Here is a 25600-nt window from a genome sequence, read left to right as displayed (position 1 = left end):
GCGCTCCCCGAGAGTGCTGTGTGCAGAGTGTCGTGTCTGCTGTGACGGATGGTCCGTAAGGCGTCTGCTGATCCTTAAGGCGTCTGCGTATGTCACAGCAACTGACTGCCGCGTGGGCAAGGAAGTTGCCGTCTGTAAGCGAACCGATACCGAATTCACTCCGAGGGGTGACCCGGAAGCCGCCGAAAGGTCAGACGAGGCGTCAGGCGGCGTACGTCAGTACTGGTTCAGTGCTTGTAGAAGCCCTGCCCGCTCTTGCGGCCGATGTCACCGGCGTCAACCATCCGGCGCATCAGCTCCGGCGGGGCGAACTTCTCGTCCTGGGACTCCGTGTAGATGTTGCTCGTGGCGTGCAGCAGGATGTCGACGCCGGTGAGGTCGGCGGTCGCGAGCGGGCCCATGGCGTGGCCGAAGCCGAGCTTGCAGGCGGTGTCGATGTCCTCGGCGGTGGCGACGCCCGACTCGTGGAGCTTGGCGGCCTCGACGACGAGCGCGGAGATCAGACGGGTCGTCACGAAGCCGGCGACGTCGCGGTTGACGACGATGCAGGTCTTGCCGACGGACTCGGCGAACTCGCGCGTGCGGGCGAGGGTTTCGTCGCTGGTCTTGTAGCCGCGCACGAGTTCGCAGAGCTGCATCATCGGGACCGGCGAGAAGAAGTGGGCGCCGACGACGCGCTCGGGGCGGTCCGTCACGGCCGCGATCTTGGTGATCGGGATGGCGGAGGTGTTGGAGGCGAGGACGGCGTCGTCGCGCACGAGCTTGTCGAGGGTGCGGAAGATCTCGTGCTTGACGTCGAGCTTCTCGAACACGGCCTCCACGACGATGTCCGCGTCGGCGACGGCGTCCAGGTCGGTCGTGGTCGTGATGCGCCCGAGCGCGGCCTCGGCGTCGTCGGCGGCGAGCTTGCCCTTGCTCACGAACTTGTCGTACGACGCCTTGATCCCGTCGGTGCCACGGGTCAGGGCCTCGTCGGTGACGTCGCGCAGGACGACGTCCCAGCCCGCCTGGGCGGAGACCTGAGCGATGCCGGACCCCATGAGTCCGGCTCCGATGACGGCGAGCTTCCGTGCCACTGTTCCGACTCCCCTACCGCTGATCACGCTTGGCTTACACGCTGTTTACGTATGCCTCTGCGGCGGACATTAGCGGTCGGGGGCGCGCCTGTGGCCGCGAAGAGATGCGCGTCACGTCCCAAATGACGGACATCACACCGGTACGGGCCCGGGTGTGCGGCGGGTCACGCGCGAGCGGGTGTCATCCGGCGGGCCGCGTCGCGTAGTTGAGGACCTTCTCGCCGAGGAGGTCCTCCATCTCGTCGAGGAGGACGAGGGCCTCGCGGGACACCTCGGCGACGTCGCGGCGCTTGACCATCTCGTCGCCGATCCACGCCATCAGCGTGCTGTGGAGCCAGGAGAGCTGACCGGCGATCAGGCCGGGCAGGGGGTCGCCCTCGGCGGCCCCGGTCTCCTCCGCGAGCGTCCTGGTGAGTTCGGCCAGCGCCTCCTGCTGGATCTCCCAGAGCCGGGAGCGCAGGGGGTGGGCGTCGGTGATGACCTTCATGAAGTCGGCCCAGCCGGCGAAGAGGCCGACGGCGGGCGAGACGTTCTCCACGTCCGAGCGCAGTTCGCGCAGGACGGCGGCGGCCGCCGACTCCCCGGCCCTGCGGCCCCGCACATGGCCGGGGAGCCGGTCGACGACGGCTTCGCCGCGGTCGAGGAAGAGGTCCTCCTTGGCGGGGAAGTAGTTGTACACCGTGTTGACGGAGACGTCCGCCGCGTCCGCGATCTCCGCGACGGTCACCGCGCCGAAGCCGCGCTCCAGGAAGAGCCCCGTGGCGACGTCGGAGATCCGCTGCCTGGTCTGCCGCTTCTTGCGCTCCCTGAGCCCTTCGGTCATGCGCTCATCGTAGGTGTCGATGGTTGTCGTTGAATTTTGCGCCTGATGAAAACTTGGTGGCGTTGCAAAATTTCAGTGACTCTGTTTTCGTGGGGTCATGGCCATCATCAGCACGTCCGGGCTCGCCCGGACCTTCCGGACCAAGGGCGGGCCCGTCGAGGCCGTCCGCGGCATCGACTTGACCGTGCGGGCGGGCGAGATCCTCGGCTTCCTCGGGCCCAACGGGGCGGGCAAGACCACCACGCTGCGCATGCTGACCACGCTGCTCCCGCCCACCGGCGGCAGCGCCACCGTGGCCGGGTGCGACCTGGCCGCCGACCCGGCGGGCGTGCGCCGCGGGATCGGGTACGTCGCCCAGTCCGGCGGCGTCGACCTCAGCGTCTCCGTACGCGAGGAACTGATCACCCAAGGGCGCCTGTACCGCCTGCCGAAGGCCCGCGCGGAGTCCCGTGCCGAGGAACTGGCCCACGACCTCGGCCTGACCGGACTGATGGAGCGGCCCTGCGCGGCGCTCTCCGGCGGCCAGCGCCGGCGCCTGGACATCGCCATGGGGCTCACGCACCGGCCCGAGGTGCTCTTCCTCGACGAGCCGACCACCGGGCTCGACCCCGGCAGCCGGGCCGACCTGTGGGCACTGGTGCGGCGGCTGCGCGACGCGCACGGCACGACCGTCTTCCTCACCACGCACTACCTCGACGAGGCCGACGCGCTCTCCGACCGCCTCGTCGTCGTGGACAAGGGCGCCGTCGTCGCCGACGGCACACCGGGCGCGCTCAAGCTGCGGTACGGCGGCTCGATCGACGCCACGCTCCAGGACACCTTCCTCGCCATCACCGGCCGCGACCCCGCCCCCGACGAGCGGGCGCCCGTCGCCGTCTGACCCGCACCAACACCCGCCCACGGACCCGAGGACCCCCATGCCCGCCCTGCTCTCCGACACCGCGCTCATCTTCGGGCGGTACGCCCGGCAGACCCTGCGCTCCAAGTTCCAGATCCTCTTCGGCGTCCTGACGCCCCTGCTCTACCTGCTCTTCTTCGGCCCCCTGCTCACCGGTCTGCCGCTCGGCTCCGACGGCGACTCCTGGCAGGTCCTCGTCCCCGGGCTGCTGCTGCAACTGGGCCTCTTCGGGGCGACCTTCAGCGGCTTCGCGCTCATCATCGAGAAGCAGTTCGGCGTGGTGGAGCGGATGCGGGTCACGCCCGTCAGCCGCCTCGCGCTGCTGCTCGGCCGCATCCTGCGCGACGCCGCGCTCTTCGTCTTCCAGGCGGTGCTCCTCGTCCTCGCCGCGCTGGCCATGGGGCTCAGGGCGCCCCTCGCCGGCGTCCTCATCGGGTTCGCGTTCGTGGCGCTCCTGACGGCGGGGCTCGCCGCGCTCTCGTACGCGCTCGCCATGAAGGTCGGCAAGCCGCAGGAGTTCGGCCCCGCCGTCAACGCGGTGAGCATGCCCGCGATGCTGCTCTCCGGCCTGATGCTGCCGATGGCGCTCGCACCCGCCTGGCTCGACGTCCTGTCGCACCTCATGCCGTTCCGCTACCTGGTCGACGCGGTACGGGCGGCCTACGTGGGCGACTACGCGACCGCCACCATGCTGTACGGAGTCCTCGTGGCCGTCGCCTTCGTGGTGCTCTCCGTGACGGTCGGCACACGCGTCTACCGGCGGGCGGGGGCCTGACTACGCTGACCCCATGGTCAATCTGACGCGCATCTACACCAGGACCGGCGACCAGGGCACGACCGCCCTCGGCGACATGAGCCGGACCGCCAAGACCGATCTGCGGATCGCCGCGTACGCCGACGCCAACGAGGCCAACGCGGTCATCGGCACGGCGATCGCGCTCGGACAGCTCGACGCGGAGGTCGTCAAGGTCCTCGTACGGGTGCAGAACGACCTGTTCGACGTGGGCGCCGACCTCTCCACGCCGGTCGTGGCGGACCCGCAGTACCCGCCGCTGCGCGTCGAGCAGTCCTACGTCGACAAGCTGGAGGAGGACTGCGACCGCTTCCTCGACGACCTGGAGAAGCTGCGCAGCTTCATCCTCCCCGGCGGCACGCCGGGCGCGGCCCTGCTGCACCAGGCGTGCACGGTGGTGCGGCGGGCCGAGCGCTCGACGTGGGCGGCCTTCGAGGTCCACGGCGAGACCATGAACCCCCTGACGGCCACCTACCTCAACCGCCTCTCCGACCTCCTCTTCATCCTGGCGCGCACGGCCAACAAGGCGGTCGGCGACGTGCTGTGGGTGCCGGGCGGCGAGCGCTAGGCCGGGCCCGCTAGAGCCTGCTCGGGGTGTCCTCGCGCTCCTTGGCCGCGACGGCGGCCGGCGCCTTCTTGGGGAAGAGGGTGTAGGTGGCGGCGATGGCGACGTTGATGCCGATCACCCACAGCATCCGCTGCTGCCACATCCGCAGCGACGTGGTCCCGCCGTCGCTCCCGACGTACCAGACGGCGCCCTGGAGCAGCGCCAGGGCGATCAGCGCGGCGAGCGCCCAGCGCGCGGCGAGTTTCCACTCGTGGACGGCGCGGGCCGTGCCGTACTTCGGCGTCGTCGGGGCGGGGCCGCCGGCGAAGCGGTGGGCGACGCGCACGTCGACCCACTTGATCGTGTAGTGCCCGAGCGCGACGGAGTAGCCGATGTAGACGGCGGCGAGGCCGTGCTTCCAGTCCGGCTCCGCGCCGTTCCTGAGGTCGATCGCCGTGACGACGAACAGCAGCACCTCAAGGAGCGGCTCGCACAGCAGCACGGCGACGCTCGCCCGCGGCATCCTCGCCCAGTAGCGCAGCGCGAGGCCCGCGGCGAGCAGCACCCAGAAGCCGACCTCGCAGATGACGATCAGTGTGACGATCACGGTTCGCTCCTCGGCGTCGGTTCCCGGTTCTCCCTTCGAGACTGCCGCCCCGCGGGCCGCCGATCATCGTCGTCGGTGACGAACCCGGGCTGCATCCTTCGATGTAGCGGCGGGGCGCGGCCCGGGCCGACGGCGACCGCGACCAGCGCCGTACCCAGTTCGATGTAGTCGCCACCGGTCAGGCTCCTCCCCCAGGACCAGGCATCGGGCGCACCCCACCGTGTTGGATGGGGGCATGGCCCTGTCCCTCGCCCGCCCGCACCGTGTCGACGTCGGCATCGCCACGGTCAGCCTGGTCAGCGGGCTCGCGCTGTGGGCGCTCGGCCTGCACACGCAGCCCGGCAGGGCCATCGGCGGCACCTGGGCGCTCATCCCGCTGGCCGTCCTCGCCTGCCTCGAACTGGTGCGCAGGACGGCCCCGCGGGTCGCGCTCACCGTGGGCACGCTCGCGCTGGTCGCCGACCAGTTCACCGAGGGCAACCTCGCCTCGATCATGATGTTCACGGACATCGTGTACGCGGCCGTCCTGTACGGCAAGCCCGCCGCCGCACGCCGCATCCCGGTCACCACGGGGCTGATCACCGTGGCGGTGACCGTCGGCTTCCTCGCCTGGTTCAGGAACCCGGAGGCCATCCTCGTCGGCGTCGTCACCGGGATCGTCTCCTTCGGCCCCGCCACCACGGGCGTCCTGGTGCGCAACCACCGCGAGGCCGCCGAGGCGGCGAGGCTGCGGGCCGAACAGACCGCGCTGCTCGCCGAGATGGACCGCGTCCAGGCCGTCACCGCCGAGCGCGCGCGGATGGCCCGCGAACTGCACGACATGGTCGCCAACCACCTCTCGGCGATCGCCATCCACTCCACGGCCGCGCTCTCCCTCGACGACCCGAGGACCAGCGCCGACGCGCTCGCCGTCATCCGCGAGAACAGCGTCGAGGGGCTGGCCGAGATGCGCCGCCTCATCGGCATCCTGCGCGACGACAGCGGCGACCTGGAACCGGCCGCCGCGCCCACCCTCGACGGACTCGCCGCCCTGGTCGCGACCGCCCGTACCAACGGCCTCGACGTCACGCTCGACGACGCCCGCGCCCCGCGGGGGCCGAAGCTGCCCGCGCCGGTGGAGCTCGCGGCGTACCGCATCGTCCAGGAGTCCCTGACCAACGCGCTCAAGCACGCGTCGCCCGGCCGGGTCACCGTGGCCCTCGCCCAGGAGCCCCGCGCCCTGAGGGTCCGCGTGAGCAGCCCGTACGGTGGCCCGTCCGGGCCGCGCGCCCCCGGCTCGGGCGCCGGCCTCGTCGGCATGCGCGAGCGCACCGAACTGCTCGGCGGCGCCTTCGAGGCGGGCCCCGAGAACAGCCCCGACGGCAAGGTCTGGATCGTCCTCGCGACCCTGCCCGTCGACCCCGCGGACGAAGGAGCCAAGGAATGATCAGGGTGCTAGTCGCCGAAGACCAGTCGGCCGTACGGGCGGGACTCGTCCTGATCCTGCGCAGCGCGCCGGACATCGAGGTGGCGGGCGAGGCCGCGGACGGCGAACAGGCGGTGGCCCTCGCCCGCGAGCTCCGCCCCGACCTGGTCCTCATGGACATACAGATGCCGCGCCTGGACGGGGTCGCCGCGACCCGGCAGGTCGTCTCCGAAGGGCTCGCGGACGTCCTGGTCCTGACCACCTTCGACCTCGACGAGTACGTCTTCGGGGCGCTGCGCGCGGGCGCGTCGGGGTTCCTGCTGAAGAACACCGAGGCGAAGGACCTCATCGAGGGCGTCCGTACGGTGGCGCGCGGCGAGGGCCTGATCGCCCCGGCCGTCACCCGCCGCCTCATCGCCGAGTTCGCCGCCCCCACCAGGGCGGTGCGCGGTGAGAACGCTCCGGACCCCGCGGTCCTGGACAGCCTGACGCGCCGCGAGCGCGAGGTCCTCGCCTGCATCGGCGAGGGCCTGTCGAACGCGGAGATCGCGGGCCGCCTCTCCATGGCGGAGGCCACCGTGAAGACCCACGTCAGCCGGATGCTGGGCAAGCTCGACCTGCGCAGCAGGGTGCAGGCGGCGGTGCTCGCGCAGGAGTTGGGGGTCTGATCGGCGCGGACGGGGAAGCCGGATCGTGACGGAGCGGTGCGATCCGGCCATTGGTTCAGACCTCTTGACCGATGGTCCAGACCTTTCTATTCTCGCCGCACTGCGGTGAGCACTCCCCCACGTGTTCCACGTGCTCACGGGCGGCGCAGGGATCTACCCCTCGTACCCCCGGAACTCACCCGAGGAGCACCTCGTGCGCTTCACACAGACCGACGCACGCCCCAAACCCGGACCCAGACTCAGGCACAAAGCCGTGGCCGGCATGACCACGCTGCTGCTGCCGCTCGCCACCCTCGTCGCCCTCGGCGGCTCCGCCGAGGCGGCCCCCGACGCGGCCTCCGAGGCCACCGCCACGTACACCAAGACCCAGGACTGGGGCAGTGGCTTCGAGGGCAAGTGGACGATCAAGAACACCGGCACCACCGCGCTCAGCTCCTGGAACGTGCAGTGGGACTTCCCCGCGGACACCAAGGTGACCTCCGCCTGGGACGCCACCGTCACCAACTCCGGCACCCGCTGGACCGGCAAGAACCTCGCCTGGAACGGAACGCTCGCCCCCGGCGCCTCCGTCTCCTTCGGCTTCAACGGCACCGGCTCCGGCTCCCCCGACAAGTGCACTCTCAACGGCGGCAGCTGTGACGGCGGCAGCGTCCCCGGCGACAAGCCGCCCACCGCCCCCGGCACCCCGAAGGCCTCCGGCATCACCGACACCTCGGTGAAGCTCGACTGGAGCGCCGCCACCGACGACAAGGGCGTCAAGAACTACGACGTGCTGCGCGACGGAGCCAAGGTCGCCACGGTGACCGACACCGCGTACACCGACAAGGACCTGACCGCCGGCACCGACTACTCGTACAGCGTGCAGGCCCGCGACACCGCCGACCAGACGGGACCCGCGAGCGACGCCGTCAAGGTCCGCACCACCGGCGGCGGCGGCCCCGAACCCGAGCCCGGCGACAAGGTCAAGCTCGGCTACTTCACCGAGTGGGGCGTCTACCAGCGCAACTACCACGCGAAGAACATCGCGACCTCCGGCTCGGCCGGGAAGATCACGCACATCAACTACAGCTTCGGCAACGTCCAGGGCGGCAAGTGCACCATGGGCGACGCCTACGCGGCGACCGACAAGGCGTACACCGCCGACCAGAGCGTCGACGGCGTCGCCGACACCTGGGACCAGCCCCTGCGCGGCAACTTCAACCAGCTCCGCAAGCTGAAGGCCAAGTACCCGAACATCAAGATCCTCTGGTCGTTCGGCGGCTGGACCTGGTCCGGCGGCTTCACCGACGCCATGAAGAACCCGGCGGCCTTCGCCAAGTCCTGCCACGACCTGGTCGAGGACCCGCGCTGGGCCGACGTCTTCGACGGCATCGACCTGGACTGGGAGTACCCCAACGCCTGCGGTCTGACCTGTGACACCTCGGGCCCGGCCGTCTTCAAGAACATGATGCAGGCCTTCCGCAACGAGTTCGGCTCCAAGAACCTCGTCACCGCCGCGATCACCGCGGACGGCTCCAGCGGCGGCAAGATCGACGCGGCCGACTACGGCGGCGCCTCGCAGTACGCCGACTGGTACAACGTCATGACGTACGACTTCTTCGGCGCCTGGGACGCCAAGGGCCCGACGGCTCCGCACTCGCCGCTGACGTCCTACCCGGGCATCCCGAAGGACGGCTTCACCTCCGCCGCGGCGATCTCCAAGCTGAAGGCCAAGGGCGTGCCCGCCGCCAAGCTGCTGCTCGGCATCGGCTTCTACGGGCGCGGCTGGACCGGCGTCACCCAGAAGGAGCCGGGCGGCACGGCCACCGGCGCGGCGCCCGGGGCCTACGAGGCGGGGATCGAGGACTACAAGGTCCTCAAGAACAGCTGCCCCTCGAACGGGACGATCGCCGGGACCGCGTACGCGCACTGCGGCACGAACTGGTGGTCCTACGACACTCCCGCGACCGTCAAGGCCAAGATGACCTGGGCCAAGGAGCAGAAGCTCGGCGGCGCGTTCTTCTGGGAGTTCAGCGGCGACACCAGCAACGGTGAGCTGGTCACCGCCATCAACGACGGTCTGAAGTAACCGTCCCCGATACGAAGCCGGGACGACGGGGCCGCCCCCCGCCGTCCCGGCTTCTCCATGCCGTACGGAGTACCGCGGCTACGCCACGTTGACCCGTTGCCCGGGCGGTGCCGCCTCCAGCCAGGCCAGGAAACCCGTCAGCGCGTCCTCGCTCATCGCCAGCTCCAGACGGACGCCGCGGTGCAGGCAGCCGAGGACGATGGCGTCGGAGAGCAGGGCCAGCTCCTCCTCGCCGTCCGGGGCGCGGCGGTCGACGACCTCGATCGCCGAGCGTTCGAGGACGCGGCGGGGCCGGGGGGCGTAGGAGAAGACGCGGTACCACTCGACGCGGTCACCGTTGTAGCGGGCGACTCCGTAGCCCCAGCCCTTGCCGGAGGTGTCGCCCTTCTCGGGGGCCTCCCAGCGCAGGGAGCAGTCGAAGGTGCCGCCGGAGCGCTGGATCAGCCGGCGCCTCAGCCCGAAGACGAAGAGCCCCAACAGAACCAGCGCGATCACAGCAAGTCCGCACACGAGCAGAGTGAGGATCATCGGCACCGACCTCCTCGCCTCTACGAAAACGGACCGACATTGCACCCGCATTGCCTCAGCCGCGACCCGGTCCGGAATGTTCCCGGACCTGGCCGCGGCTGAGTCACGTTACGCCGCGCGCTGGGGTCAGCGCGCCGCCACCGCACGCAGTCGGACGTCGGCGCGCCGCTCGGCGGAGGCGTCGGCCTCCCCCTTCGCGCGCTCCAGCGCCCGCTCCGCACGCTGGACGTCGATCTCGTCGGACAGCTCCGCGATCTCGGCCAGCAGCGACAGCTTGTCGTCCGCGAAGGAGATGAATCCCCCGTGGACGGCGGCGACGACCGTGGAGCCGTCGCTCGTACGAATGGTCACCGGGCCCGACTCCAGCACACCGAGCAGCGGCTGGTGACCGGGCATGACGCCGATGTCGCCGGACGTGGTACGCGCGACGACCAGGGTGGCCTCACCGGACCAGACACTGCGGTCCGCCGCGACCAGCTCGACATGCAGCTCAGCAGCCAAGAGTGGCTCCTCGGGTCACCACCCGGCGGTTCAGCCGGGTGTTGGGTCAAATTCTAGTGGGCGTGGGGAGAGGGGCGGGACACGGCCCCTGCGCGGGGTGCCCCGCCCCTCTCCTTCAGAGCTGCTTGGCTCAGGAGACGCCGAGCTCCTTGGCGTTCTTCTTGAGGTCCTCAAGACCACCGCACATGAAGAACGCCTGCTCCGGGAAGTGGTCGTACTCGCCGTCGCAGATCGCGTTGAAGGCCGCGATCGACTCTTCGAGCGACACGTCCGAACCGTCCACACCGGTGAACTGCTTGGCGGCGTGGGTGTTCTGCGACAGGAAGCGCTCCACACGACGGGCACGGGCCACGACGAGCTTGTCCTCTTCGCTGAGCTCGTCGATGCCGAGGATCGCGATGATGTCCTGGAGGTCCTTGTACTTCTGCAGGATTCCCTTGACGCGCATGGCGCAGTCGTAGTGGTCCTGCGCGATGTAGCGCGGGTCCAGGATGCGGGACGTGGAGTCCAGCGGGTCCACGGCCGGGTAGATGCCCTTCTCGGAGATCGGACGGGAGAGCACCGTCGTCGCGTCGAGGTGGGCGAACGTGGTCGCCGGGGCCGGGTCGGTCAGGTCGTCCGCGGGGACGTAGATCGCCTGCATCGAGGTGATCGAGTGACCACGGGTCGAGGTGATGCGCTCCTGGAGGAGACCCATCTCGTCGGCCAGGTTCGGCTGGTAGCCCACCGCGGAGGGCATGCGGCCGAGCAGGGTCGAGACCTCGGAACCGGCCTGCGTGAAGCGGAAGATGTTGTCGATGAAGAACAGCACGTCCTGCTTCTGCACATCGCGGAAGTACTCCGCCATGGTCAGACCGGCCAGGGCGACGCGGAGACGCGTGCCCGGCGGCTCGTCCATCTGGCCGAAGACCAGCGCGGTCTTGTCGAGAACGCCGGCCTCCTCCATCTCGACCATGAGGTCGTTGCCCTCACGGGTGCGCTCGCCGACACCGGCGAAGACGGAGACACCGTCGTGCAGCTTGGCCACACGGACGATCATTTCCTGGATCAGAACGGTCTTGCCGACACCGGCACCACCGAACAGACCGATCTTTCCACCCTTGACGTACGGGGTGAGAAGGTCGACGACCTTCAGGCCGGTCTCGAACATCTCGGTCTTCGACTCAAGCTGGTCGAACGCCGGGGCCTTGCGATGGATCGTCCAGCGCTCGGCGTCGGCGACCGTGGTCGGGTCGTCGTTCAGGACCTCGCCGAGCGTGTTGAACACACGGCCCTTGGTCACGTCGCCGACCGGCACCGAGATGCCCGTGCCGGTGTCGGTGACGGGCGCCTGGCGGACCAGGCCGTCGGTGGGCTGCATCGAGATCGCGCGGACCACGCCGTCACCCAGGTGCTGGGCGACCTCAAGGGTCAGCGTCTTGCGCGCACCCTCCGCCGACGGGTCGTCGACCTCGGCGTGCAGGGCGTTGTAGATCTCCGGCATCGCGTCGACGGGGAACTCCACGTCGACGACCGGGCCGATCACCCGGGCGACGCGGCCCGTGGCAACGGCCGTCGCTGCATTCTCGGTAGTCGTCGTCACTTACTTGTCACTCCCCGCGGTCGCGTCGGCCAGCGCTGCTGTGCCGCCGACGATCTCGCTGATTTCCTGGGTGATTTCGGCCTGGCGGGCCGCGTTGGCAAGCCGGGAGAGGCTGTTGATCAGATCCCCGGCGTTGTCGGTCGCCGACTTCATCGCGCGGCGCGTGGCAGCGTGCTTGGAGGCAGCCGACTGGAGCATCGCGTTGTAGATACGGCTCTCGACGTAGCGCGGCAGCAGGGCGTCGAGGACGTCCTCCGCCGACGGCTCGAAGTCGAACAGCGGAAGGATCTCGTCCTTGCCGGACGACTCCTCCGCCACCTCGTCGAGGCTGAGCGGTAGCAGGCGGCTGTCGATGGCCGTCTGCGTCATCATCGAGATGAACTCGGTGTAGACGATGTGGAGCTCGTCCACGCCGCCCTCCGCCGTCTCCTTCTCGATCGCCTCGATCAGCGGCGCCGCGACCTTCTTGGCATCCGCGTACGTGGGCTCATCGGTGAAGCCCGACCACGATTCCACGACCTTGCGCTCGCGGAAGTTGTAGTGGGCCAGACCGCGGCGGCCGACGACGTACGTGTCGACCTCCTTGCCCTCGGCCTCCAGGCGCGCGGTCAGCTGCTCCGCGGCCTTGATGGCGTTCGAGTTGAAGGCGCCGGCCAGACCGCGGTCGCTCGTGAGGAGCAGAACCGCGGTACGGGTCGCCGTCTCCGCCTCGGTCGTCAGCGGGTGCTTGGTGTTCGAGCCAGTGCCGACCGCCGTGACCGCGCGGGTGAGCTCGGTCGCGTACGGCGTGGAGGCCGCCACCTTGCGCTGTGCCTTGACGACACGCGAGGCGGCGATCATCTCCATCGCCTTGGTGATCTTCTTGGTCGCGGTGACGGATCGGATGCGACGCTTGTAGACCCGGAGCTGGGCTCCCATGAGTCAGGTCCCTTCCTTACGTCACTTGGCGGTGGCCGGAGCGTCCTCGCCGAGAAGCTTCCCGTCCGAGGTCTCGAACTGCTTCTTGAACTCCGCGATGGCGTCGCCGACGGCCTGCAGGGTGTCGTCCGACATCTTGCCGCCCTCCTTGATGGAGGTCATGAGGCCCTGCTCCTTGCGGTGCAGGTACTCAAGGAGCTCGCGCTCGAAGCGGCGGATGTCGTTGACCGGCACGTCGTCCATGCGACCGGTGGTACCGGCCCACACGGAGACGACCTGGTCCTCGGTCGCCATCGGCTCGTACTGCGGCTGCTTGAGCAGCTCGACCATGCGCTGGCCGCGCTCCAGCTGGGCCTTGGACGCGGCGTCCAGGTCGGAACCGAAGGCGGCGAACGCCTCCAGCTCACGGAACTGGGCGAGGTCCACGCGCAGACGGCCGGAGACCTGCTTCATCGCCTTGTGCTGCGCCGAACCACCGACTCGGGAGACGGAGATACCGACGTTCAGCGCGGGGCGCTGACCGGCGTTGAAGAGGTCCGACTCCAGGAAGCACTGGCCGTCGGTGATGGAGATGACGTTGGTCGGGATGAACGCCGACACGTCGTTCGCCTTGGTCTCGACGATCGGCAGACCCGTCATCGAGCCCTTGCCCAGCTCGTCCGAGAGCTTCGCGCAGCGCTCAAGTAGACGCGAGTGCAGGTAGAAGACGTCACCGGGGTAGGCCTCGCGCCCCGGCGGACGGCGGAGCAGCAGGGACACGGCGCGGTAGGCGTCGGCCTGCTTCGAGAGGTCGTCGAAGATGATGAGGACGTGCTTGCCCTCGTACATCCACTGCTGGCCGATGGCCGAGCCGGTGTAGGGCGCGAGGTACTTGAAGCCCGCCGGGTCGGACGCCGGGGCGGCGACGATGGTCGTGTACTCCAGGGCGCCGGCCTCTTCGAGGGCACCGCGCACGGAGGCGATGGTGGAGCCCTTCTGACCGATGGCGACGTAGATGCAGCGCACCTGCTTGTTCACGTCGCCCGAGCGCCAGTTGTCGCGCTGGTTGATGATCGTGTCGACGGCCAGGGCGGTCTTGCCCGTCTGGCGGTCACCGATGATCAGCTGACGCTGGCCACGGCCGATCGGGGTCATCGCGTCGACGGCCTTGTAGCCGGTCTCCATCGGCTCGTGCACCGACTTGCGCTGCATGACCGTGGGGGCCTGCAGCTCAAGGGCGCGACGTCCGCTGGTCTCGATCTCGCCGAGGCCGTCGATCGGGGTGCCGAGCGGGTCGACGACGCGGCCGAGGTAACCCTCGCCCACGGCGACGGAGAGCACCTCACCGGTGCGCTGCACCGGCTGGCCCTCCTCGATACCGCTGAACTCGCCGAGGACGACGGCGCCGATCTCGCGCTCTTCCAGGTTCAGCGCGAGACCGAGGGTGCCGTCCTCGAACTTCAGCAGCTCGTTCGCCATCGCCGAGGGCAGACCCTCGACCTTGGCAATACCGTCGCCGGCGACGGTGACCGTACCGACCTCCTCGCGCGAGGCCGCGTCCGGCTTGTACGCCTGGACAAAGTTCTCCAGCGCGTCCCGGATCTCCTCCGGCCGGATCGTGAGCTCCGCCATCTGGGTTCCCTGCTCTCCTTGTTGGGCCCGAAGTTTTCTTGGGGGGTCTGGGGTCAGCCCCCAGGAATCCTCTGCACGGCCCAACTAGGGCCGTAGGTCATGCTCTTCTTTGGATTACTTGCCGGCCACGCGGCGGCCGGCTTCCTCGATGCGGTCCGCGATGCTGCCGTTGATGACCTCGTCGCCCACCTGGACCGTGATCCCGCCGAGGACCCCGGGGTCCACGTCGAGGTTCAGGTGCATCGGGCGTCCGTACACCTTGGCCAGGACGGCGCCGAGGCGCTGCTTCTGCTGGTCCGAGAGCGGAACGGCGGAAGTGACGACGGCGACCATGCGGTTGCGGCGGTCCGCGGCCAGCTTGGAGAGGGATTCGAGTCCCTCCTCCAGGCTACGTCCACGCGGCGCGGTCACGAGGCGCACGACGAGCCGCTCCGTCACGGCCTTGGCGCGACCGCCGAGCAGGCTGCGCAGCAGCTCGCTCTTGGCCGTACCGGAGGCCGCGCGGTCCGTCAGCGCCGACCGCAGCTCGGTGCTCGACGCCACGATCCGGCTGAACCGGAAGAGTTCGTCCTCGACGTCGTCCAGCACGCCGGCCTTCTGCGCACCGGTCAGGTCGGCGAGGTTCGCGAGCTCCTCGGTGGCGTCCACCAGGTCACGCGACTGCGACCAGCGCGAGCGGACCATGCCGGCCACCAGGTCTGCGGTCTCGCCGCCCACCTGTCCGCCGAGCAGGCGTCCCGCCAGGTCGGCCTTGGCCTCACCGGACTGCGCCGGGTCGGTCAGGACCCGACGCAGCGAGACCTCACGGCCGAGCAGCGCGGTCACCGCGGCCAGCTCGTCCGCGAGACGCGTGGCGTCGACCGCGGTGTTGTCCGTCAGCGCGTCGAGGCGCTCGCGCGCGGCGGCCAGGGCCTCGCGGCTAGCTCCGTGCGCTGTCATCGAGCCGCCTCGGCCTTCTCCTCGAGCTCGTCGAGGAAGCGGTCGATGGTGCGGCTCTGGCGGGCGTGGTCCTCCAGGGACTCACCGACGAGCTTGCCGGCCAGGTCGGTGGCCAGCTGGCCCACGTCCTGACGCAGCGACTGCGCGGCGGCCTTGCGGTCGGCCTCGATCTGCGCGTGACCGGCGGCGACGATCTCCTCGCGCTGACGCTGGCCCTCGGCCCGCATCTCGGCGATGAGCTGGGCGCCCTGCTCCTGCGCCTCCTGGCGCAGACGCGCGGCCTCGTGCCGGGCCTCGGCGAGCTGAGCCTTGTACTGCTCAAGAACGCTCTGAGCCTCGGTCTGAGCGGCCTCGGCCTTCTCGATACCGCCTTCGATCGCCTCCCGGCGCTCTTCCAGAACCTTGTTGATGTTCGGGAGGAGCTTCTTCCAGAAGAAGAAGAAGACGATGGCGAAGGCGATGGCGCCGACGAGCAGCTCGGGACCCGGCGGGATGAGCGGGTTCTGCTCTTCCTCGGCCGCCAGCTGAACCAGGTTGGCGATCACATCATTGCCTTTCGTCGAACGGGACTAATCGTCTCGGGCGATCAGGAGCCGTAGACGAACGGCATGACGATGCCGATGAGGGCGAGCGCCTCACAGAAGGCGAAACCGAGGATCTGGTTGGCACGGATCAGGCCGGCAGCTTCGGGCTGACGGGCGAGAGCCTCGGTGCCCTTACCGAAGACGATGCCAACACCGATGCCGGGGCCGATGGCCGCGAGGCCGTAGCCGATGGAGCCGAGGGCCTTGATGTCACCCTGGAGGGCGGCGAGCTCGAGAGTCGCGGACATGCCGTTACTTCCTTCTCTTTCATGGACCGGTGGGGGTTGGCCACCGGGCGCTTAGGGGTATGTGAGGGGCTCAGTGGTGCTTGGCGAGAGCGCCCTGGATGTACGAGCAGGCGAGGAGCACGAAGACGTACGCCTGGACGGCCTGCACGAAAAGCTCGAAGAGGATCATGCCGATGGTCATCACGAAGGAGACACCGGCCGCCGGGATCAGCCAGCTGTTCAGCAGGTACCAGGAGGCGACGGTGAACATCACCAGCATCAGGTGACCGGCGAACATGTTGGCGAAGAGTCGCACCGCGTGCGTGAAGGGGCGCACCAGGAGGTTCGAGAAGAACTCGATGAACGACACCAGCCACTTGATCGGGCCGAGGGAGTTGTCGTAACCCGTGACGTTCTTCCAGCCGCCCACGAAGCCGTGCTTCTTGAAGGTGAGCGGGACCCAGATCAGGTAGACGATGGCCGCGAGGACCGCCGGGTAGGCGATGATCGAGGACACCGGGAACTGGGTGAGCGGGATCACGGACCAGATGTTCATGATCCAGATGAAGAAGAACAGCGAGACCATGAAGGGGACGTACTTCTCGCCGTCCTTCTTGCCGAGGGTCTCGTAGACGATGCCGCGGCGTACGAAGTCGTAGCCCGCCTCGCCCATCATCTGGAGCTTGCCCGGAATCACCTTCGCCTTGCCGAAGGCGAGGTAGAAGAAGGTGACGACGACGAGCGTGGTCAACAGGGCGAGCATCATCACCTTGTTGAACTCGACCCCGCCGACGGTGAACATCGGCTTGAAGAGGAACGAGTGCAGGCCCGGAGCCGGGAAGCCACAGCCGTTGTCGGACATGATCCGACAGCTCCAGTCAAAGGCGAGCTCAGTTTGGTCAGCACTCACCGCGGGCTCCTTCGGCGTGACGCATAGGTACGGCAACCTCGTTGTCGTGTCGGCGCGGCGCGCAGCCGCGTTTCGGCACCGGACTGGTGTTTCGGAAGTGTGAGCGGCATCCAGGCATCGAGCCTCGCGATCGTGCAGGCGTCAGCTCAGATGCCCGCGCCGGCAGTGCCGCAGTTGGCACCGGACGATAGCAGGATCTCGAACGGCTATTTATCCCGGCCCTACCCATCACGTCGAGGACCCCGACTTCTCCGGCTTGTCCTTCTTCGAGGAGTCGCTTTCGGAGTCGGGTTCGACGTAAAGGATCTTGGCCTTCATGTGTGCGCGGGCCTGAGCGGCCATCCACGTGATCGTCGCCACCACGAGGGCGGCGGCGAAGGCCTTCGGGTTGAAGAGCGTGGTGTCCTTGAACAGGCCCATGAAGATGAGAAGCAGCAACAGCTGGGCGACGTAGAGCATCATGCCCATCGCCTGGAAGAGCTGCGGAAGCGATTTCGCCGTCCGCTGCAGGACGTACAGGCCCAGACCCATGAAGGCGATCACGACCGCTGTGCCGACGACGGCCCCGATGGCCCCCTTGCCGCCCGCGACCACACCACTGACGACGGCGACGATCGCGCCGACGGCAGCTGTGGGCACAGCGGACTGAAGGAGATTTCGGGTGTCTTGAGACGGCATGGCGGCAGCTCCGCTTACTGATGGGGGCAGGGTGTCGTCATGGACGAGCGTAGACCCGGATCGAGAAGACCCTCGGGCCGGATGGACCGTCGCACTACGGTCCTTCGGCTCTATCCCGGGCTTTCGTGAACGGTATCACAAACTATTTGATGAGGTCTTTACCTGCTTGGTGTGCTCGCCGTCACACATGAGAAGTAATCCGCGCGGTTGTGCATGACGCGGGGGCGTCTTGTCTGGTAATGCGGCGGTTTGCCGTCGCCCGTCAACGCGACGACGGTGCCTCTCCCCGTTCCTGGAGCCGCGAGCGGGCACCCGCGGCGGTCGCTCCGTTGACGCCCGCGCCGACCGGAGATTTCACTTCCGCGTCACTCGCGCTCCGTTCCGGCTCACCCGTCCCGTACGTCACGTCCGCGGCACCCCGTGCGTCGGCACCGCGACGGCGGCGGTAGCGCGGCGGCACGAACGCCTCGGCCCACCGCGGGATGCGCGGGGTGAAGCGCGGCAGCAGGAGCAGCACCAGGCCGAGCGCGCTCAGCGCCACGATGACGAAGAGGATCCACACGCTCGTGGAGTGCACCGAGTACGCGACGGTGCCGAAGGCGATGAGCGCCGACCAGAAGTACATGATCAGGACCGCGCGGCTGTGCGAGTGGCCGATCTCCAGGAGCCGGTGGTGCAGGTGGCCTCGGTCGGCGGCGAACGGCGACTTGCCGTTCCACGTGCGCCTGACGATGGCGAGGACCAGGTCCGCGAAGGGGATCGCGATGATCGTCAGCGGCATCAGGAGCGGAATGAAGACCGGCAGCATCGCGTGGGTGGCGTCGCGGCCCGTGCCGAAGTTCAGCTTCATCGCCGCCGGGTCCACCTGCCCGGTGACGGAGATCGCGCCGGCCGCGAGGATCAGGCCGATCAGCATCGACCCGGAGTCGCCCATGAAGATCCTGGCAGGGTGCATGTTGTGCGGCAGGAAGCCCAGGCACATGCCCATGAGAATGGCGGCGAAGAGCGTGGCGGGCGCCGCGGCCTCGATGCCGTAGCCGTACCAGATCCGGTAGGCGTACATGAAGGACGCCGCGGAGGCGATGCAGACCATGCCCGCGGCGAGCCCGTCGAGGCCGTCGACGAAGTTGACGGCGTTGATGGTGATGACGACGAGCGCCACCGTCAGGAGGGTGCCCTGGCCCGAGGTGAGCGAGACCGTGCCGACGCCGGGGACCGGAATCCACAGGATCGTCAGGCCCTGCATGACCATGACGCCCGCGGCGATCATCTGGCCGCCGAGCTTGATCAGGGCGTCGATCTCGAACTTGTCGTCCAGGACGCCGATCAGCCAGATCAGCGCCGCTCCGGAGAGCAGCGCGCGCGGTTCGTTGGAGTTCTCGAAGACGGCGTTGAGGTTCGGCAGGTGGTCGGCGACCAGGAGGCCCGCGCAGAGACCGAAGAACATCGCGATGCCACCGAGCCGGGGCGTGGGCTCCCTGTGCACGTCGCGGGCGCGGATCTCCGGCATGGCGCCGGCCACGATCGCGAACTTCCGCACCGGCCCGGTCAGCAGGTAGGTCACCGCGGCCGTGATGCAGAGCGTCAGGAGATATTCACGCACGGGCTTCCCCACAGGTATCGCTGGCCATCTCAGCCCCACACCCTAGCTTCGCGCGCATACGGTTGGGGACTTACGGGTAGCGACGATGGTTGCACGACCACGCGCACGTCCCCGACGCGCCTACCCCGTCCTACACCGGATACGGCGGAAATCGTCCCACCAGTTCACGCACCTCTTCCCGTACTCCGGGCCTCTCGCGGACCGCCGAGGCCAGCAGACCCGCGAGCCGCACCATCTCCGGGACCGCCATGCCCTGCGTGGTGACCGCGGCGGTGCCCAGCCGCAGGCCACGGGTGTCGCCGTCCGGCAGCACGCAGGTGTCGAGGATGATCCCGGCCGCGGCGAGCCTGCCGCGGGCCTCCCGCGCGCCCGCTCCCAGCGGCGCGGGGTCGGCGAGGATGAGATGGGTGTCCGTACCGCCGGTGGCGATCGTGAACCCCTCGGCGGCCAGGCCGTCGGCCAGCGCCCGGGCATTGGCGACGACCTGGTGCGCGTACGTGGTGAAGGCCGGTGCCGACGCCTCACCGAACGCGACCGCCTTGGCGGCGATCGTGTGCATCTGGGCGCCGCCCTGCGTGAACGGGAAGACCGCCCGGTCGATCCGTTCGGCCAGGTGCGCCCCGCACAGCAGGAGCCCGCCTCTGGGGCCGCGCAGCACCTTGTGCGTGGTCGCGCAGACCACGTCGGCGTACGGGACGGGGCTGGGCGCCGCTCCCCCGGCGACCAGGCCCATGGGGTGCGCCGCGTCGGCGATGAGGTACGCGCCGACGTCGTCGGCGATCTCGCGGAAGGCCGCGTGGTCCAGGTGGCGCGGGTACGAGATCGAGCCGCAGACGATCGCCTTCGGGCGGTGGGCGCGGGCCAGCGCGCGCACCTCGTCGAGGTCGATGAGGCCGCTCTCGGCGTCGACGCCGTAGCCCACGAAGTCGAACCACCGCCCCGAGAAGTTCGCGGGCGAACCGTGCGTGAGGTGGCCGCCGTACGGCAGTCCCATCGCGAGGACCGTGTCGCCGGGGCGCAGCAGCGCGGCGTACGCGGCGAGGACGGCGGAGGACCCCGAGTGCGCCTGCACGTTGGCGTGTTCGGCGCCGAAGAGGGCCTTGGCGCGGTCGACGGCGATCCGCTCGGCGACGTCCACCAGCTCGCAGCCGCCGTGGTGGCGGGCGCCGGGGTAGCCCTCGGCGTACTTGTTGGCGAGCGGCGAGCCGAGGGCGGTGAGGACGGCGGGCGAGGTGAAGTTCTCGGCGGCGACGAGCTGGACCGCGTCGGCCTGCCGGGCGGCCTCCGCCACCAGGATGTCGGCCAGCTCGGGGTCCTGGCGGCGCAGCGCGTCGAGATCGGTGTACGACGTCCCGGCGGTGGCGGGTGCGGTGCTGACCGTGCTGAGCGACATCGTGGGCTCCGGGGCCTGGCAGGGGTGACCTCAGATCCAATGTAGGCCGCTATGTGTGCGCGGGCACCCCGGTCAGCGCCGTCACCACGGGGTCGAGGGCCTGGTTGATCTCGTCGCCCACCGAACGGAAGAACGGCAGGGGCGCTCCGTAGGGGTCGTACACCTCGTCGGCCTCGACGCTCGGCGCGAGGAGCCAGCCGCGCAGCGCGGCGGCGGCGCGCACCAGGGCGCGCGCACGCTCCACCACGCCGTTGCCGTCGGGCTCCGGCAGTGTCGTGGGGTCTATGGCCCGCACGAGCCGCGTGAACTCCTTCAGGGTGAAGGTGCGCAGGCCCGCCGAATGGCCCATGGAGATGACCTGCGCCCGGTGGTCGCGGGTGGCGGTCAGGACCAGGTCGGCGCGGATGACGTGGTCGTCGAGGAGCTCGCGCCCCATGAAGCCGCTGGCGTCCGCGCCGAAGTCGGCGAGGACCGTCTCGGCGTTGGTCTCCATGGGGGCGCCCTCGTGGCCCCAGGTGCCCGCGCTCTCCACGATCAGGCCGCCGGTGAGCGGATCACCGAGGCGGTCGGCCAGGGCATGCCGGGTCAGCCGCTCGGTGATCGGCGAACGGCACACGTTGCCTGTGCTGACGTGGAGGATGCGGAAGGCGCCCGCAGAGCCCGGGAATCCCGCTATGCCACGCCCCGTCTCAGGGGCTGTCAATTCGCCACCTCAAGGTCGGGTACCACCTTGCGCAGCTCGTCCGCGTCGAGGGCGCCCGCACGGAGCAGGACGGGCACGCGGCCCGTGACGTCGACGATGGACGAGGGGACGTTGCCGGGGGTCGGGCCGCCGTCCAGGTACACCGAGACGGAGTCGCCCAGCATGTCCTGCGCGGCGTCGCAGTCCTCGGGGGCGGGGTGTCCGGTGAGGTTGGCGGAGGAGACGGCCATGGGGCCGAACTCGGTGAGCAGCTCGATGGCCACGGGATGCAGCGGCATGCGGATGGCGACGGTGCCGCGGGTGTCGCCGAGGTCCCACTGGAGGGACGGCTGCTGCTTGGCGACGAGGGTCAGCGCGCCGGGCCAGAAGGCGTCGACCAGCTCCCACGCCATCTCGGAGAAGTCGGTGACGAGGCCGTGCAGGGTGTTCGGCGAGCCGATGAGGACAGGGGTCGGCATGTTGCGGCCGCGGCCCTTGGCGTCGAGCAGGTCGGCGCACGCCTCCGGGCTGAAGGCGTCGGCACCGATGCCGTAGACGGTGTCGGTGGGCAGCACGACCAGCTCCCCGCGGCGGACGGCGGACGCGGCCTCGCGCAGACCCGTCGTGCGGTCGGTCGCGTCGTTGGTGTCGTATCGCCGTGCCATCTAGCGGGCCTCCTCGTACACGTACTGCTTCTTGGTCGTCACGGTCGCCGCGGTCCTCACGGCATCGCCTTGCGGGCGGTCGCGAAGCGCGGCCTGTTGTTGAGATCGGGGTGGTCGGCCGCGTCGGCCCAGCCCCGCATCTCGGTGAAGATCCACGGGACCTGGCCGCCCTGGGTGTCGGCGTGCTCGATGACCACGACGCCGCCGGGCCTGAGCAGCCGGTGCGCGGTGCGCTCGATGCCGCGGATCAGGTCGAGGCCGTCCTCGCCGGAGAACAGGGCGAGGTCCGGGTCGTAGTCGCGGGCCTCGGGGGCGACGTACTCCCACTCGGTGAGCGGGATGTACGGCGGGTTGGAGATCACCAGGTCGACCTGGCCGTCCAGCTCGGGGAACGCGTCGCGGGCGTCGCCCTGGGACAGCTTGACCCGGGACCCCTCGACGTTCCGCCGCGTCCACTTCAGGGCGTCCTCGGACAGCTCCACGGCGTGCACGCGGGAGCGCGGCACCTCCTGGGCGAGGGCGAGCGCGATGGCGCCGGAGCCCGTGCACAGGTCGACGATGAGCGGTTCGACGACGTCCATGGCGCGGACCGCGTCTATCGCCCAGCCCACGACCGACTCGGTCTCCGGGCGCGGCACGAAGACGCCGGGGCCGACCTGGAGCTCCAGGTACCGGAAGTAGGCACGTCCGGTGATGTGCTGGAGCGGCTCGCGGGCCTCGCGGCGCGCGATCGTCTCCCAGTAGCGGGCGTCGAAGTCGGCGTCCTTGACGGAGTGCAGCTCGCCCCGCTTCACACCGTGCACGAACGCGGCGAGCTCCTCGGCGTCGTTGCGCGGCGAGGGCACGCCGGCGTCGGCCAGCCGCTGGGTGGCCTGGGCCACTTCCGCGAGCAGCAGGTTCACGCTGGTCCTCCGGGGGCGTCTACGAGGGATGGGGGCGTCAGGCTGCCGCGAGCTTGGCCGCGGAGTCCGCGTCCACGCAGGCCTGGATGACCGCGTCGAGGTCGCCGTCGAGCACCTGGTCCAAGTTGTACGCCTTGAAGCCCACGCGGTGGTCCGAGATGCGGTTCTCCGGGAAGTTGTACGTCCGGATCTTCTCGGAGCGGTCGACCGTGCGGACCTGGCTGCGGCGCGCGTCGGCGGCCTTGCTCTCCGCCTCCTCCTGCGCGGCGGCCAGGAGCCGGGAGCGCAGGATGCGCATGGCCTGCTCCTTGTTCTGGAGCTGGCTCTTCTCGTTCTGGCAGGAGGCGACGACGCCGGTGGGGATGTGCGTGATGCGCACCGCGGAGTCGGTGGTGTTGACGGACTGGCCGCCGGGTCCCGAGGAGCGGTAGACGTCGATGCGCAGGTCGTTGGCGTGGATCTCGACGTCGATCTCCTCGGCCTCGGGCGTCACCAGGACACCGGCCGCGGAGGTGTGGATGCGCCCCTGGGACTCGGTGGACGGCACACGCTGCACGCGGTGCACGCCGCCCTCGTACTTCAGACGCGCCCAGACGCCCTGTCCGGGCTCCGTGGCGCCCTGGCCGCCCTTGGTCTTCACGGCGACCTGGACGTCCTTGTAGCCGCCCAGCTCGGACTCGGTGGCGTCGATGATCTCGGTCTTCCAGCCGACGCGCTCGGCGTACCGCAGGTACATGCGGAGCAGGTCGCCCGCGAAGAGGGCCGACTCGTCGCCGCCCGCGCCCGCCTTGACCTCCAGGATGACGTCCTTGTCGTCGGACGGGTCCCGGGGCACGAGCAGCAGCCGCAGCTTCTCGGTGATCTCCTCGCGCTGCCGCTCCAGGTCCTTGACCTCGGCGGCGAACTCCGGGTCGTCGGCACCCAGCTCGCGGGCCGTCTCGATGTCCTCGCCGGTCTGCTTCCAGGAGCGGTACGTCGCGACGATCGGCGTCAGCTCGGCGTAGCGCTTGTTGAGCTTGCGCGCGTTGGCCTGGTCCGCGTGGACCGAAGGGTCGGCGAGCTTCTTCTCCAGATCGGCGTGTTCACCGATCAGTTCCTCGACCGCCTCGAACATCGGGGGCTCCTGGTTTTCTCCGCGGGGTTTCACGCGAGTTGGCTGCGACTTGGCTGCGGGACGGCAAAAGCGCCGGTCCCGGCCACCCCCTCGCGGGAGCGGCCGATGACCGGCGCAGTGGCTCGCTACTTCTTGGCGGAGCCGGCAGCCTTGCCGAAGCGGGCCTCGAAGCGGGCCACACGGCCACCGGTGTCGAGGATCTTCTGCTTGCCCGTGTAGAACGGGTGGCACTCGGAGCAGACCTCGGCACGGACGGTGCCGCTGGGGATCGTGCTGCGGGTGGTGAACGACGCGCCACAGGTGCAGCTGACCTGCGTCTCGACGTACTCGGGGTGGATGTCGCGCTTCAAGGTGTCTCCTAGTTTCGGGAGGGCGCCGGGTCGTACGCGCGGATTGCTCGTACGTGAACCGGGGCCGACGTACCAGTCTGCCAGGACAGGCCGTATCTCCCAAAACGGGGGTGGGGGCCGATCTATTCCTCTACTCGCTGCTGACCACGTCGCCCACGTCGCCCTTGTCGCCCGCGGACTTCTCCGTGGCGGACCTCGGGATGGCCTTGTCGGCCTTGAGGGCGTCCCAGACCTGCTGGTCGGCCTCTTCCAGGGGCAGGACGCGGTTGGGGTCCGCCGGGTCGTACCGGATGGGCATCGTGACCATCTTCATGTCGTCCGCGCCGATGCCCTTGAGGCCGCCCGCGAAGCCCGCGAGGCTCTTGACGTCGTTCAGGTCGGAGTCGGTGGTGATGGCGCTGGTCGCGTCGTTCGCGAGGTCGAACAGCTTCTTGGGGTTGCCGAAGACCCCGACGTCCTTGACCTGGTCGAGCAGGGCCTTGATGAACGCCTGCTGGAGCTGGATGCGGCCCAGGTCACTGCCGTCGCCGACGCCGTGCCGGGTGCGGACGAGGCCGAGCGCCTGCTCACCGGTGAGCCGGTGCGTGCCGGCGTCCAGGTCCAGGTGGCTGTCCTTGTCCCGTATCGCCTTCTTGGTGGTGATGTCGACGCCGCCGAGCGTGTCGATGAGCTTCTTGAAGCCCGAGAAGTCGACCTCGATGTAGTGGTCCATCCGGATGCCGGACATCTTCTCGACCGTCTTGACGGCGCAGGCGGGGCCGCCCACCTCGTAGGCGGTGTTGAACATCTGCCGCTCGGCGCCCGGGGCGTCCTCGCCGTCGTCGGTCGTGCAGTCCGGCCTGGATATCAGGGTGTCGCGGGGTATCGAGACGACGCCGGCCTTCTTGTGGCCCTTGTAGACGTGCACGATCATCGCGGTGTCCGAGCGGGCCGCGCCCTCGTCCTTGCCGTACTTGGCGTTGTCGCCCGAGCGCGAGTCGGAGCCGAGGACGAGGATGTCCTGGGAGCCGTTGTCGATGTCCGCCGGCCGGTTGGTGCCGAGCGCGGCGTTGATGTCGACGCCCTTGATGTTGCCGTTGAGCTTGACGTACACGAAGCCGAGACCGGCGCCCCCGAGGACGACCACGCCCGCGGCGGTCCACGCCGTGCCGACGAGCGCCTTCTTGCGCCGGCTGGGCGGCTTGCGGCGGCGTCCGCGCTTGCCGCGCCTCGGCGCGTCGGCGGTCCTGCTCTCGTCGGTCATGCGCCCCTCAGTCCTCGTCGGTCGGCGACCCCCTGCTTTCAGGGTTCAGGCGTGGCTTTCCGTCACTTGTCAGACGTGAGAGCCGCAGAAAGGGTTGCACGCCACCCTGTGTGCTCCCCGGCGCCCGATCCTCACGCAGAGTGCCGACAGCCTTGCCTTTTCCCCCTCTCACCTGGGCTTTCTCCGGCAGCGGCGCTACTGCCCGTGACCGGACGAAAGGGCTGGTCATGTGGCCAAGGTCATGGCATACGGAAGGGGCCGCTCCCGTCAGCTGACGGGAGCGGC

General features: G+C 69.5%; 27 protein-coding genes. 6 read left to right on the top strand and 21 right to left on the bottom strand.

What is annotated here, in order from left to right:
• Nucleotides 1-227 precede the first annotated feature (227 nt).
• Together AB0I16_RS34505 and AB0I16_RS34500 are read right to left on the bottom strand one after the other, a co-directional pair.
• Nucleotides 228-1076, bottom strand: coding sequence for a 3-hydroxyacyl-CoA dehydrogenase family protein (locus tag AB0I16_RS34505; protein ID WP_363253630.1), 849 nt, complete (start codon nucleotides 1074-1076; stop codon nucleotides 228-230).
• 181 nt (nucleotides 1077-1257) lie between these two features.
• Nucleotides 1258-1899: a TetR/AcrR family transcriptional regulator gene (locus AB0I16_RS34500; protein WP_363253629.1), complete on the bottom strand. Its 642-nt coding sequence runs from the start codon at nucleotides 1897-1899 to the stop codon at nucleotides 1258-1260.
• A 97-nt stretch (nucleotides 1900-1996) separates the two neighbouring features.
• Between AB0I16_RS34500 and AB0I16_RS34495 the strand changes: the two genes are divergently transcribed.
• From AB0I16_RS34495 to AB0I16_RS34485, 3 genes are read left to right on the top strand one after another with little or no spacing between them, the layout of a single operon-like run.
• Entirely contained in the window at nucleotides 1997-2779 is a 783-nt protein-coding gene (locus AB0I16_RS34495) for an ATP-binding cassette domain-containing protein (RefSeq protein WP_363253628.1), read from the top strand.
• Between the two features lie 37 nt (nucleotides 2780-2816).
• Nucleotides 2817-3572, top strand: coding sequence for an ABC transporter permease (locus tag AB0I16_RS34490; protein WP_363253627.1), 756 nt, complete (start codon nucleotides 2817-2819; stop codon nucleotides 3570-3572).
• Nucleotides 3573-3585: 13 nt separating this feature from the next.
• The gene (locus AB0I16_RS34485; RefSeq protein ID WP_363253626.1) at nucleotides 3586-4158 is read left to right on the top strand and encodes a cob(I)yrinic acid a,c-diamide adenosyltransferase; all 573 of its coding nucleotides are present in this window, start codon (nucleotides 3586-3588) and stop codon (nucleotides 4156-4158) included.
• Nucleotides 4159-4168: 10 nt separating this feature from the next.
• Here the strand turns inward: AB0I16_RS34485 and AB0I16_RS34480 are convergent, their stop codons facing one another.
• The gene (locus AB0I16_RS34480; RefSeq protein WP_363253625.1) at nucleotides 4169-4744 is read right to left on the bottom strand and encodes a hypothetical protein; all 576 of its coding nucleotides are present in this window, start codon (nucleotides 4742-4744) and stop codon (nucleotides 4169-4171) included.
• A 235-nt stretch (nucleotides 4745-4979) separates the two neighbouring features.
• On the opposite strand from AB0I16_RS34480, the gene AB0I16_RS34475 reads away from it, so the two are divergent.
• The 3 genes from AB0I16_RS34475 (at nucleotide 4980) to AB0I16_RS34465 (ending at nucleotide 8885) form a co-directional block, all read left to right on the top strand.
• Nucleotides 4980-6170: a histidine kinase gene (locus AB0I16_RS34475; RefSeq protein WP_363253624.1), complete on the top strand. Its 1191-nt coding sequence runs from the start codon at nucleotides 4980-4982 to the stop codon at nucleotides 6168-6170.
• Nucleotides 6167-6817, top strand: coding sequence for a response regulator transcription factor (locus tag AB0I16_RS34470; protein ID WP_363253623.1), 651 nt, complete (start codon nucleotides 6167-6169; stop codon nucleotides 6815-6817). Before AB0I16_RS34475 ends, AB0I16_RS34470 begins: the two co-directional genes overlap by 4 nt.
• 262 nt (nucleotides 6818-7079) lie before the next feature.
• Nucleotides 7080-8885: a glycoside hydrolase family 18 chitinase gene (locus tag AB0I16_RS34465; RefSeq protein ID WP_363253634.1), complete on the top strand. Its 1806-nt coding sequence runs from the start codon at nucleotides 7080-7082 to the stop codon at nucleotides 8883-8885.
• A 78-nt stretch (nucleotides 8886-8963) separates the two neighbouring features.
• On the opposite strand, the gene AB0I16_RS34460 is transcribed toward AB0I16_RS34465, so the two are convergent.
• The 18 genes from AB0I16_RS34460 to AB0I16_RS34375 all read right to left on the bottom strand — a co-directional run bounded on the left by AB0I16_RS34460 (nucleotide 8964) and on the right by AB0I16_RS34375 (nucleotide 25315).
• Entirely contained in the window at nucleotides 8964-9413 is a 450-nt protein-coding gene (locus tag AB0I16_RS34460) for a DUF2550 domain-containing protein (protein ID WP_363253621.1), read from the bottom strand.
• A 126-nt stretch (nucleotides 9414-9539) separates the two neighbouring features.
• Complete coding sequence (locus tag AB0I16_RS34455; protein ID WP_363253620.1) at nucleotides 9540-9914, bottom strand: F0F1 ATP synthase subunit epsilon; 375 nt, start codon at nucleotides 9912-9914, stop codon at nucleotides 9540-9542.
• Nucleotides 9915-10044: 130 nt separating this feature from the next.
• Nucleotides 10045-11496 carry a F0F1 ATP synthase subunit beta gene (gene atpD / locus AB0I16_RS34450; protein ID WP_363253619.1) on the bottom strand — a complete coding sequence of 484 codons (1452 nt, stop codon included), beginning with the start codon at nucleotides 11494-11496 and terminating at the stop codon, nucleotides 10045-10047.
• A complete protein-coding gene (locus tag AB0I16_RS34445) occupies nucleotides 11497-12414 on the bottom strand; it encodes a F0F1 ATP synthase subunit gamma (protein WP_363253618.1) in 918 nt (305 codons plus the stop codon).
• 21 nt (nucleotides 12415-12435) lie between these two features.
• Nucleotides 12436-14025, bottom strand: coding sequence for a F0F1 ATP synthase subunit alpha (gene atpA, locus AB0I16_RS34440; RefSeq protein ID WP_062774046.1), 1590 nt, complete (start codon nucleotides 14023-14025; stop codon nucleotides 12436-12438).
• Nucleotides 14026-14139: 114 nt separating this feature from the next.
• Entirely contained in the window at nucleotides 14140-14964 is an 825-nt protein-coding gene (locus AB0I16_RS34435) for a F0F1 ATP synthase subunit delta (protein ID WP_363253617.1), read from the bottom strand.
• Nucleotides 14961-15509: a F0F1 ATP synthase subunit B gene (locus AB0I16_RS34430; RefSeq protein WP_363253615.1), complete on the bottom strand. Its 549-nt coding sequence runs from the start codon at nucleotides 15507-15509 to the stop codon at nucleotides 14961-14963. The genes AB0I16_RS34435 and AB0I16_RS34430 overlap by 4 nt, the downstream gene beginning before the upstream one ends.
• Nucleotides 15510-15550: 41 nt before the next feature.
• Nucleotides 15551-15796: an ATP synthase F0 subunit C gene (gene atpE / locus AB0I16_RS34425; protein ID WP_016643250.1), complete on the bottom strand. Its 246-nt coding sequence runs from the start codon at nucleotides 15794-15796 to the stop codon at nucleotides 15551-15553.
• A gap of 70 nt (nucleotides 15797-15866) precedes the next feature.
• Nucleotides 15867-16637 carry a F0F1 ATP synthase subunit A gene (gene atpB / locus AB0I16_RS34420; RefSeq protein ID WP_363253614.1) on the bottom strand — a complete coding sequence of 257 codons (771 nt, stop codon included), beginning with the start codon at nucleotides 16635-16637 and terminating at the stop codon, nucleotides 15867-15869.
• A 276-nt stretch (nucleotides 16638-16913) separates the two neighbouring features.
• Nucleotides 16914-17363: a hypothetical protein gene (locus AB0I16_RS34415; RefSeq protein WP_363253613.1), complete on the bottom strand. Its 450-nt coding sequence runs from the start codon at nucleotides 17361-17363 to the stop codon at nucleotides 16914-16916.
• Between the two features lie 262 nt (nucleotides 17364-17625).
• Nucleotides 17626-18966: an MraY family glycosyltransferase gene (locus tag AB0I16_RS34410; RefSeq protein ID WP_363253612.1), complete on the bottom strand. Its 1341-nt coding sequence runs from the start codon at nucleotides 18964-18966 to the stop codon at nucleotides 17626-17628.
• A 130-nt stretch (nucleotides 18967-19096) separates the two neighbouring features.
• Nucleotides 19097-20359, bottom strand: coding sequence for a serine hydroxymethyltransferase (gene glyA, locus AB0I16_RS34405; RefSeq protein WP_363253611.1), 1263 nt, complete (start codon nucleotides 20357-20359; stop codon nucleotides 19097-19099).
• Nucleotides 20360-20408: 49 nt separating this feature from the next.
• Nucleotides 20409-21062: a protein-tyrosine-phosphatase gene (locus AB0I16_RS34400; RefSeq protein WP_062774034.1), complete on the bottom strand. Its 654-nt coding sequence runs from the start codon at nucleotides 21060-21062 to the stop codon at nucleotides 20409-20411.
• Nucleotides 21059-21706 carry an L-threonylcarbamoyladenylate synthase gene (locus AB0I16_RS34395; protein WP_363253610.1) on the bottom strand — a complete coding sequence of 216 codons (648 nt, stop codon included), beginning with the start codon at nucleotides 21704-21706 and terminating at the stop codon, nucleotides 21059-21061. The genes AB0I16_RS34400 and AB0I16_RS34395 overlap by 4 nt, the downstream gene beginning before the upstream one ends.
• A 56-nt stretch (nucleotides 21707-21762) precedes the next feature.
• Nucleotides 21763-22608 (bottom strand): peptide chain release factor N(5)-glutamine methyltransferase, encoded by an 846-nt coding sequence (gene prmC / locus AB0I16_RS34390; RefSeq protein WP_363253609.1) that lies wholly within the window; start codon nucleotides 22606-22608, stop codon nucleotides 21763-21765.
• A gap of 37 nt (nucleotides 22609-22645) precedes the next feature.
• On the bottom strand, nucleotides 22646-23722 hold the full coding sequence (gene prfA, locus AB0I16_RS34385) for a peptide chain release factor 1 (RefSeq protein ID WP_363253608.1): 1077 nt from the start codon (nucleotides 23720-23722) through the stop codon (nucleotides 22646-22648).
• 125 nt (nucleotides 23723-23847) lie between these two features.
• Complete coding sequence (gene rpmE / locus AB0I16_RS34380; RefSeq protein WP_363253607.1) at nucleotides 23848-24072, bottom strand: 50S ribosomal protein L31; 225 nt, start codon at nucleotides 24070-24072, stop codon at nucleotides 23848-23850.
• A gap of 130 nt (nucleotides 24073-24202) precedes the next feature.
• On the bottom strand, nucleotides 24203-25315 hold the full coding sequence (locus AB0I16_RS34375; protein WP_363253606.1) for an LCP family protein: 1113 nt from the start codon (nucleotides 25313-25315) through the stop codon (nucleotides 24203-24205).
• Nucleotides 25316-25600 lie beyond the last annotated feature (285 nt).

It is taken from the genome of Streptomyces sp. NPDC050703, assembly GCF_040654435.1.
Lineage (GTDB): Bacteria > Actinomycetota > Actinomycetes > Streptomycetales > Streptomycetaceae > Streptomyces.
Note: the sequence above shows the minus strand (reverse complement) of the source record. Positions and strands in the feature narration are given on the sequence as shown.

What these genes read in the sequence shown, in the direction of transcription:
- AB0I16_RS34490 (WP_363253627.1), top strand. Translation starts at nt 2,817, where the DNA reads ATGCCCGCCCTGCTCTCCGACACCGCGCTCATCTTCGGGCGGTACGCC.
- AB0I16_RS34470 (WP_363253623.1), top strand. Translation starts at nt 6,167, where the DNA reads ATGATCAGGGTGCTAGTCGCCGAAGACCAGTCGGCCGTACGGGCGGGA.
- AB0I16_RS34460 (WP_363253621.1), bottom strand. Translation starts at nt 9,413, where the DNA reads ATGATCCTCACTCTGCTCGTGTGCGGACTTGCTGTGATCGCGCTGGTT.
- atpA (WP_062774046.1), bottom strand. Translation starts at nt 14,025, where the DNA reads ATGGCGGAGCTCACGATCCGGCCGGAGGAGATCCGGGACGCGCTGGAG.
- atpB (WP_363253614.1), bottom strand. Translation starts at nt 16,637, where the DNA reads ATGTCCGACAACGGCTGTGGCTTCCCGGCTCCGGGCCTGCACTCGTTC.
- prfA (WP_363253608.1), bottom strand. Translation starts at nt 23,722, where the DNA reads ATGTTCGAGGCGGTCGAGGAACTGATCGGTGAACACGCCGATCTGGAG.
- AB0I16_RS34395 (WP_363253610.1), bottom strand. Translation starts at nt 21,706, where the DNA reads ATGGCACGGCGATACGACACCAACGACGCGACCGACCGCACGACGGGT.
- AB0I16_RS34435 (WP_363253617.1), bottom strand. Translation starts at nt 14,964, where the DNA reads ATGACAGCGCACGGAGCTAGCCGCGAGGCCCTGGCCGCCGCGCGCGAG.
- AB0I16_RS34485 (WP_363253626.1), top strand. Translation starts at nt 3,586, where the DNA reads ATGGTCAATCTGACGCGCATCTACACCAGGACCGGCGACCAGGGCACG.
- AB0I16_RS34495 (WP_363253628.1), top strand. Translation starts at nt 1,997, where the DNA reads ATGGCCATCATCAGCACGTCCGGGCTCGCCCGGACCTTCCGGACCAAG.
- atpE (WP_016643250.1), bottom strand. Translation starts at nt 15,796, where the DNA reads ATGTCCGCGACTCTCGAGCTCGCCGCCCTCCAGGGTGACATCAAGGCC.
- AB0I16_RS34500 (WP_363253629.1), bottom strand. Translation starts at nt 1,899, where the DNA reads ATGACCGAAGGGCTCAGGGAGCGCAAGAAGCGGCAGACCAGGCAGCGG.
- AB0I16_RS34475 (WP_363253624.1), top strand. Translation starts at nt 4,980, where the DNA reads ATGGCCCTGTCCCTCGCCCGCCCGCACCGTGTCGACGTCGGCATCGCC.
- AB0I16_RS34375 (WP_363253606.1), bottom strand. Translation starts at nt 25,315, where the DNA reads ATGACCGACGAGAGCAGGACCGCCGACGCGCCGAGGCGCGGCAAGCGC.
- AB0I16_RS34445 (WP_363253618.1), bottom strand. Translation starts at nt 12,414, where the DNA reads ATGGGAGCCCAGCTCCGGGTCTACAAGCGTCGCATCCGATCCGTCACC.
- AB0I16_RS34415 (WP_363253613.1), bottom strand. Translation starts at nt 17,363, where the DNA reads ATGCCGTCTCAAGACACCCGAAATCTCCTTCAGTCCGCTGTGCCCACA.
- AB0I16_RS34465 (WP_363253634.1), top strand. Translation starts at nt 7,080, where the DNA reads ATGACCACGCTGCTGCTGCCGCTCGCCACCCTCGTCGCCCTCGGCGGC.
- glyA (WP_363253611.1), bottom strand. Translation starts at nt 20,359, where the DNA reads ATGTCGCTCAGCACGGTCAGCACCGCACCCGCCACCGCCGGGACGTCG.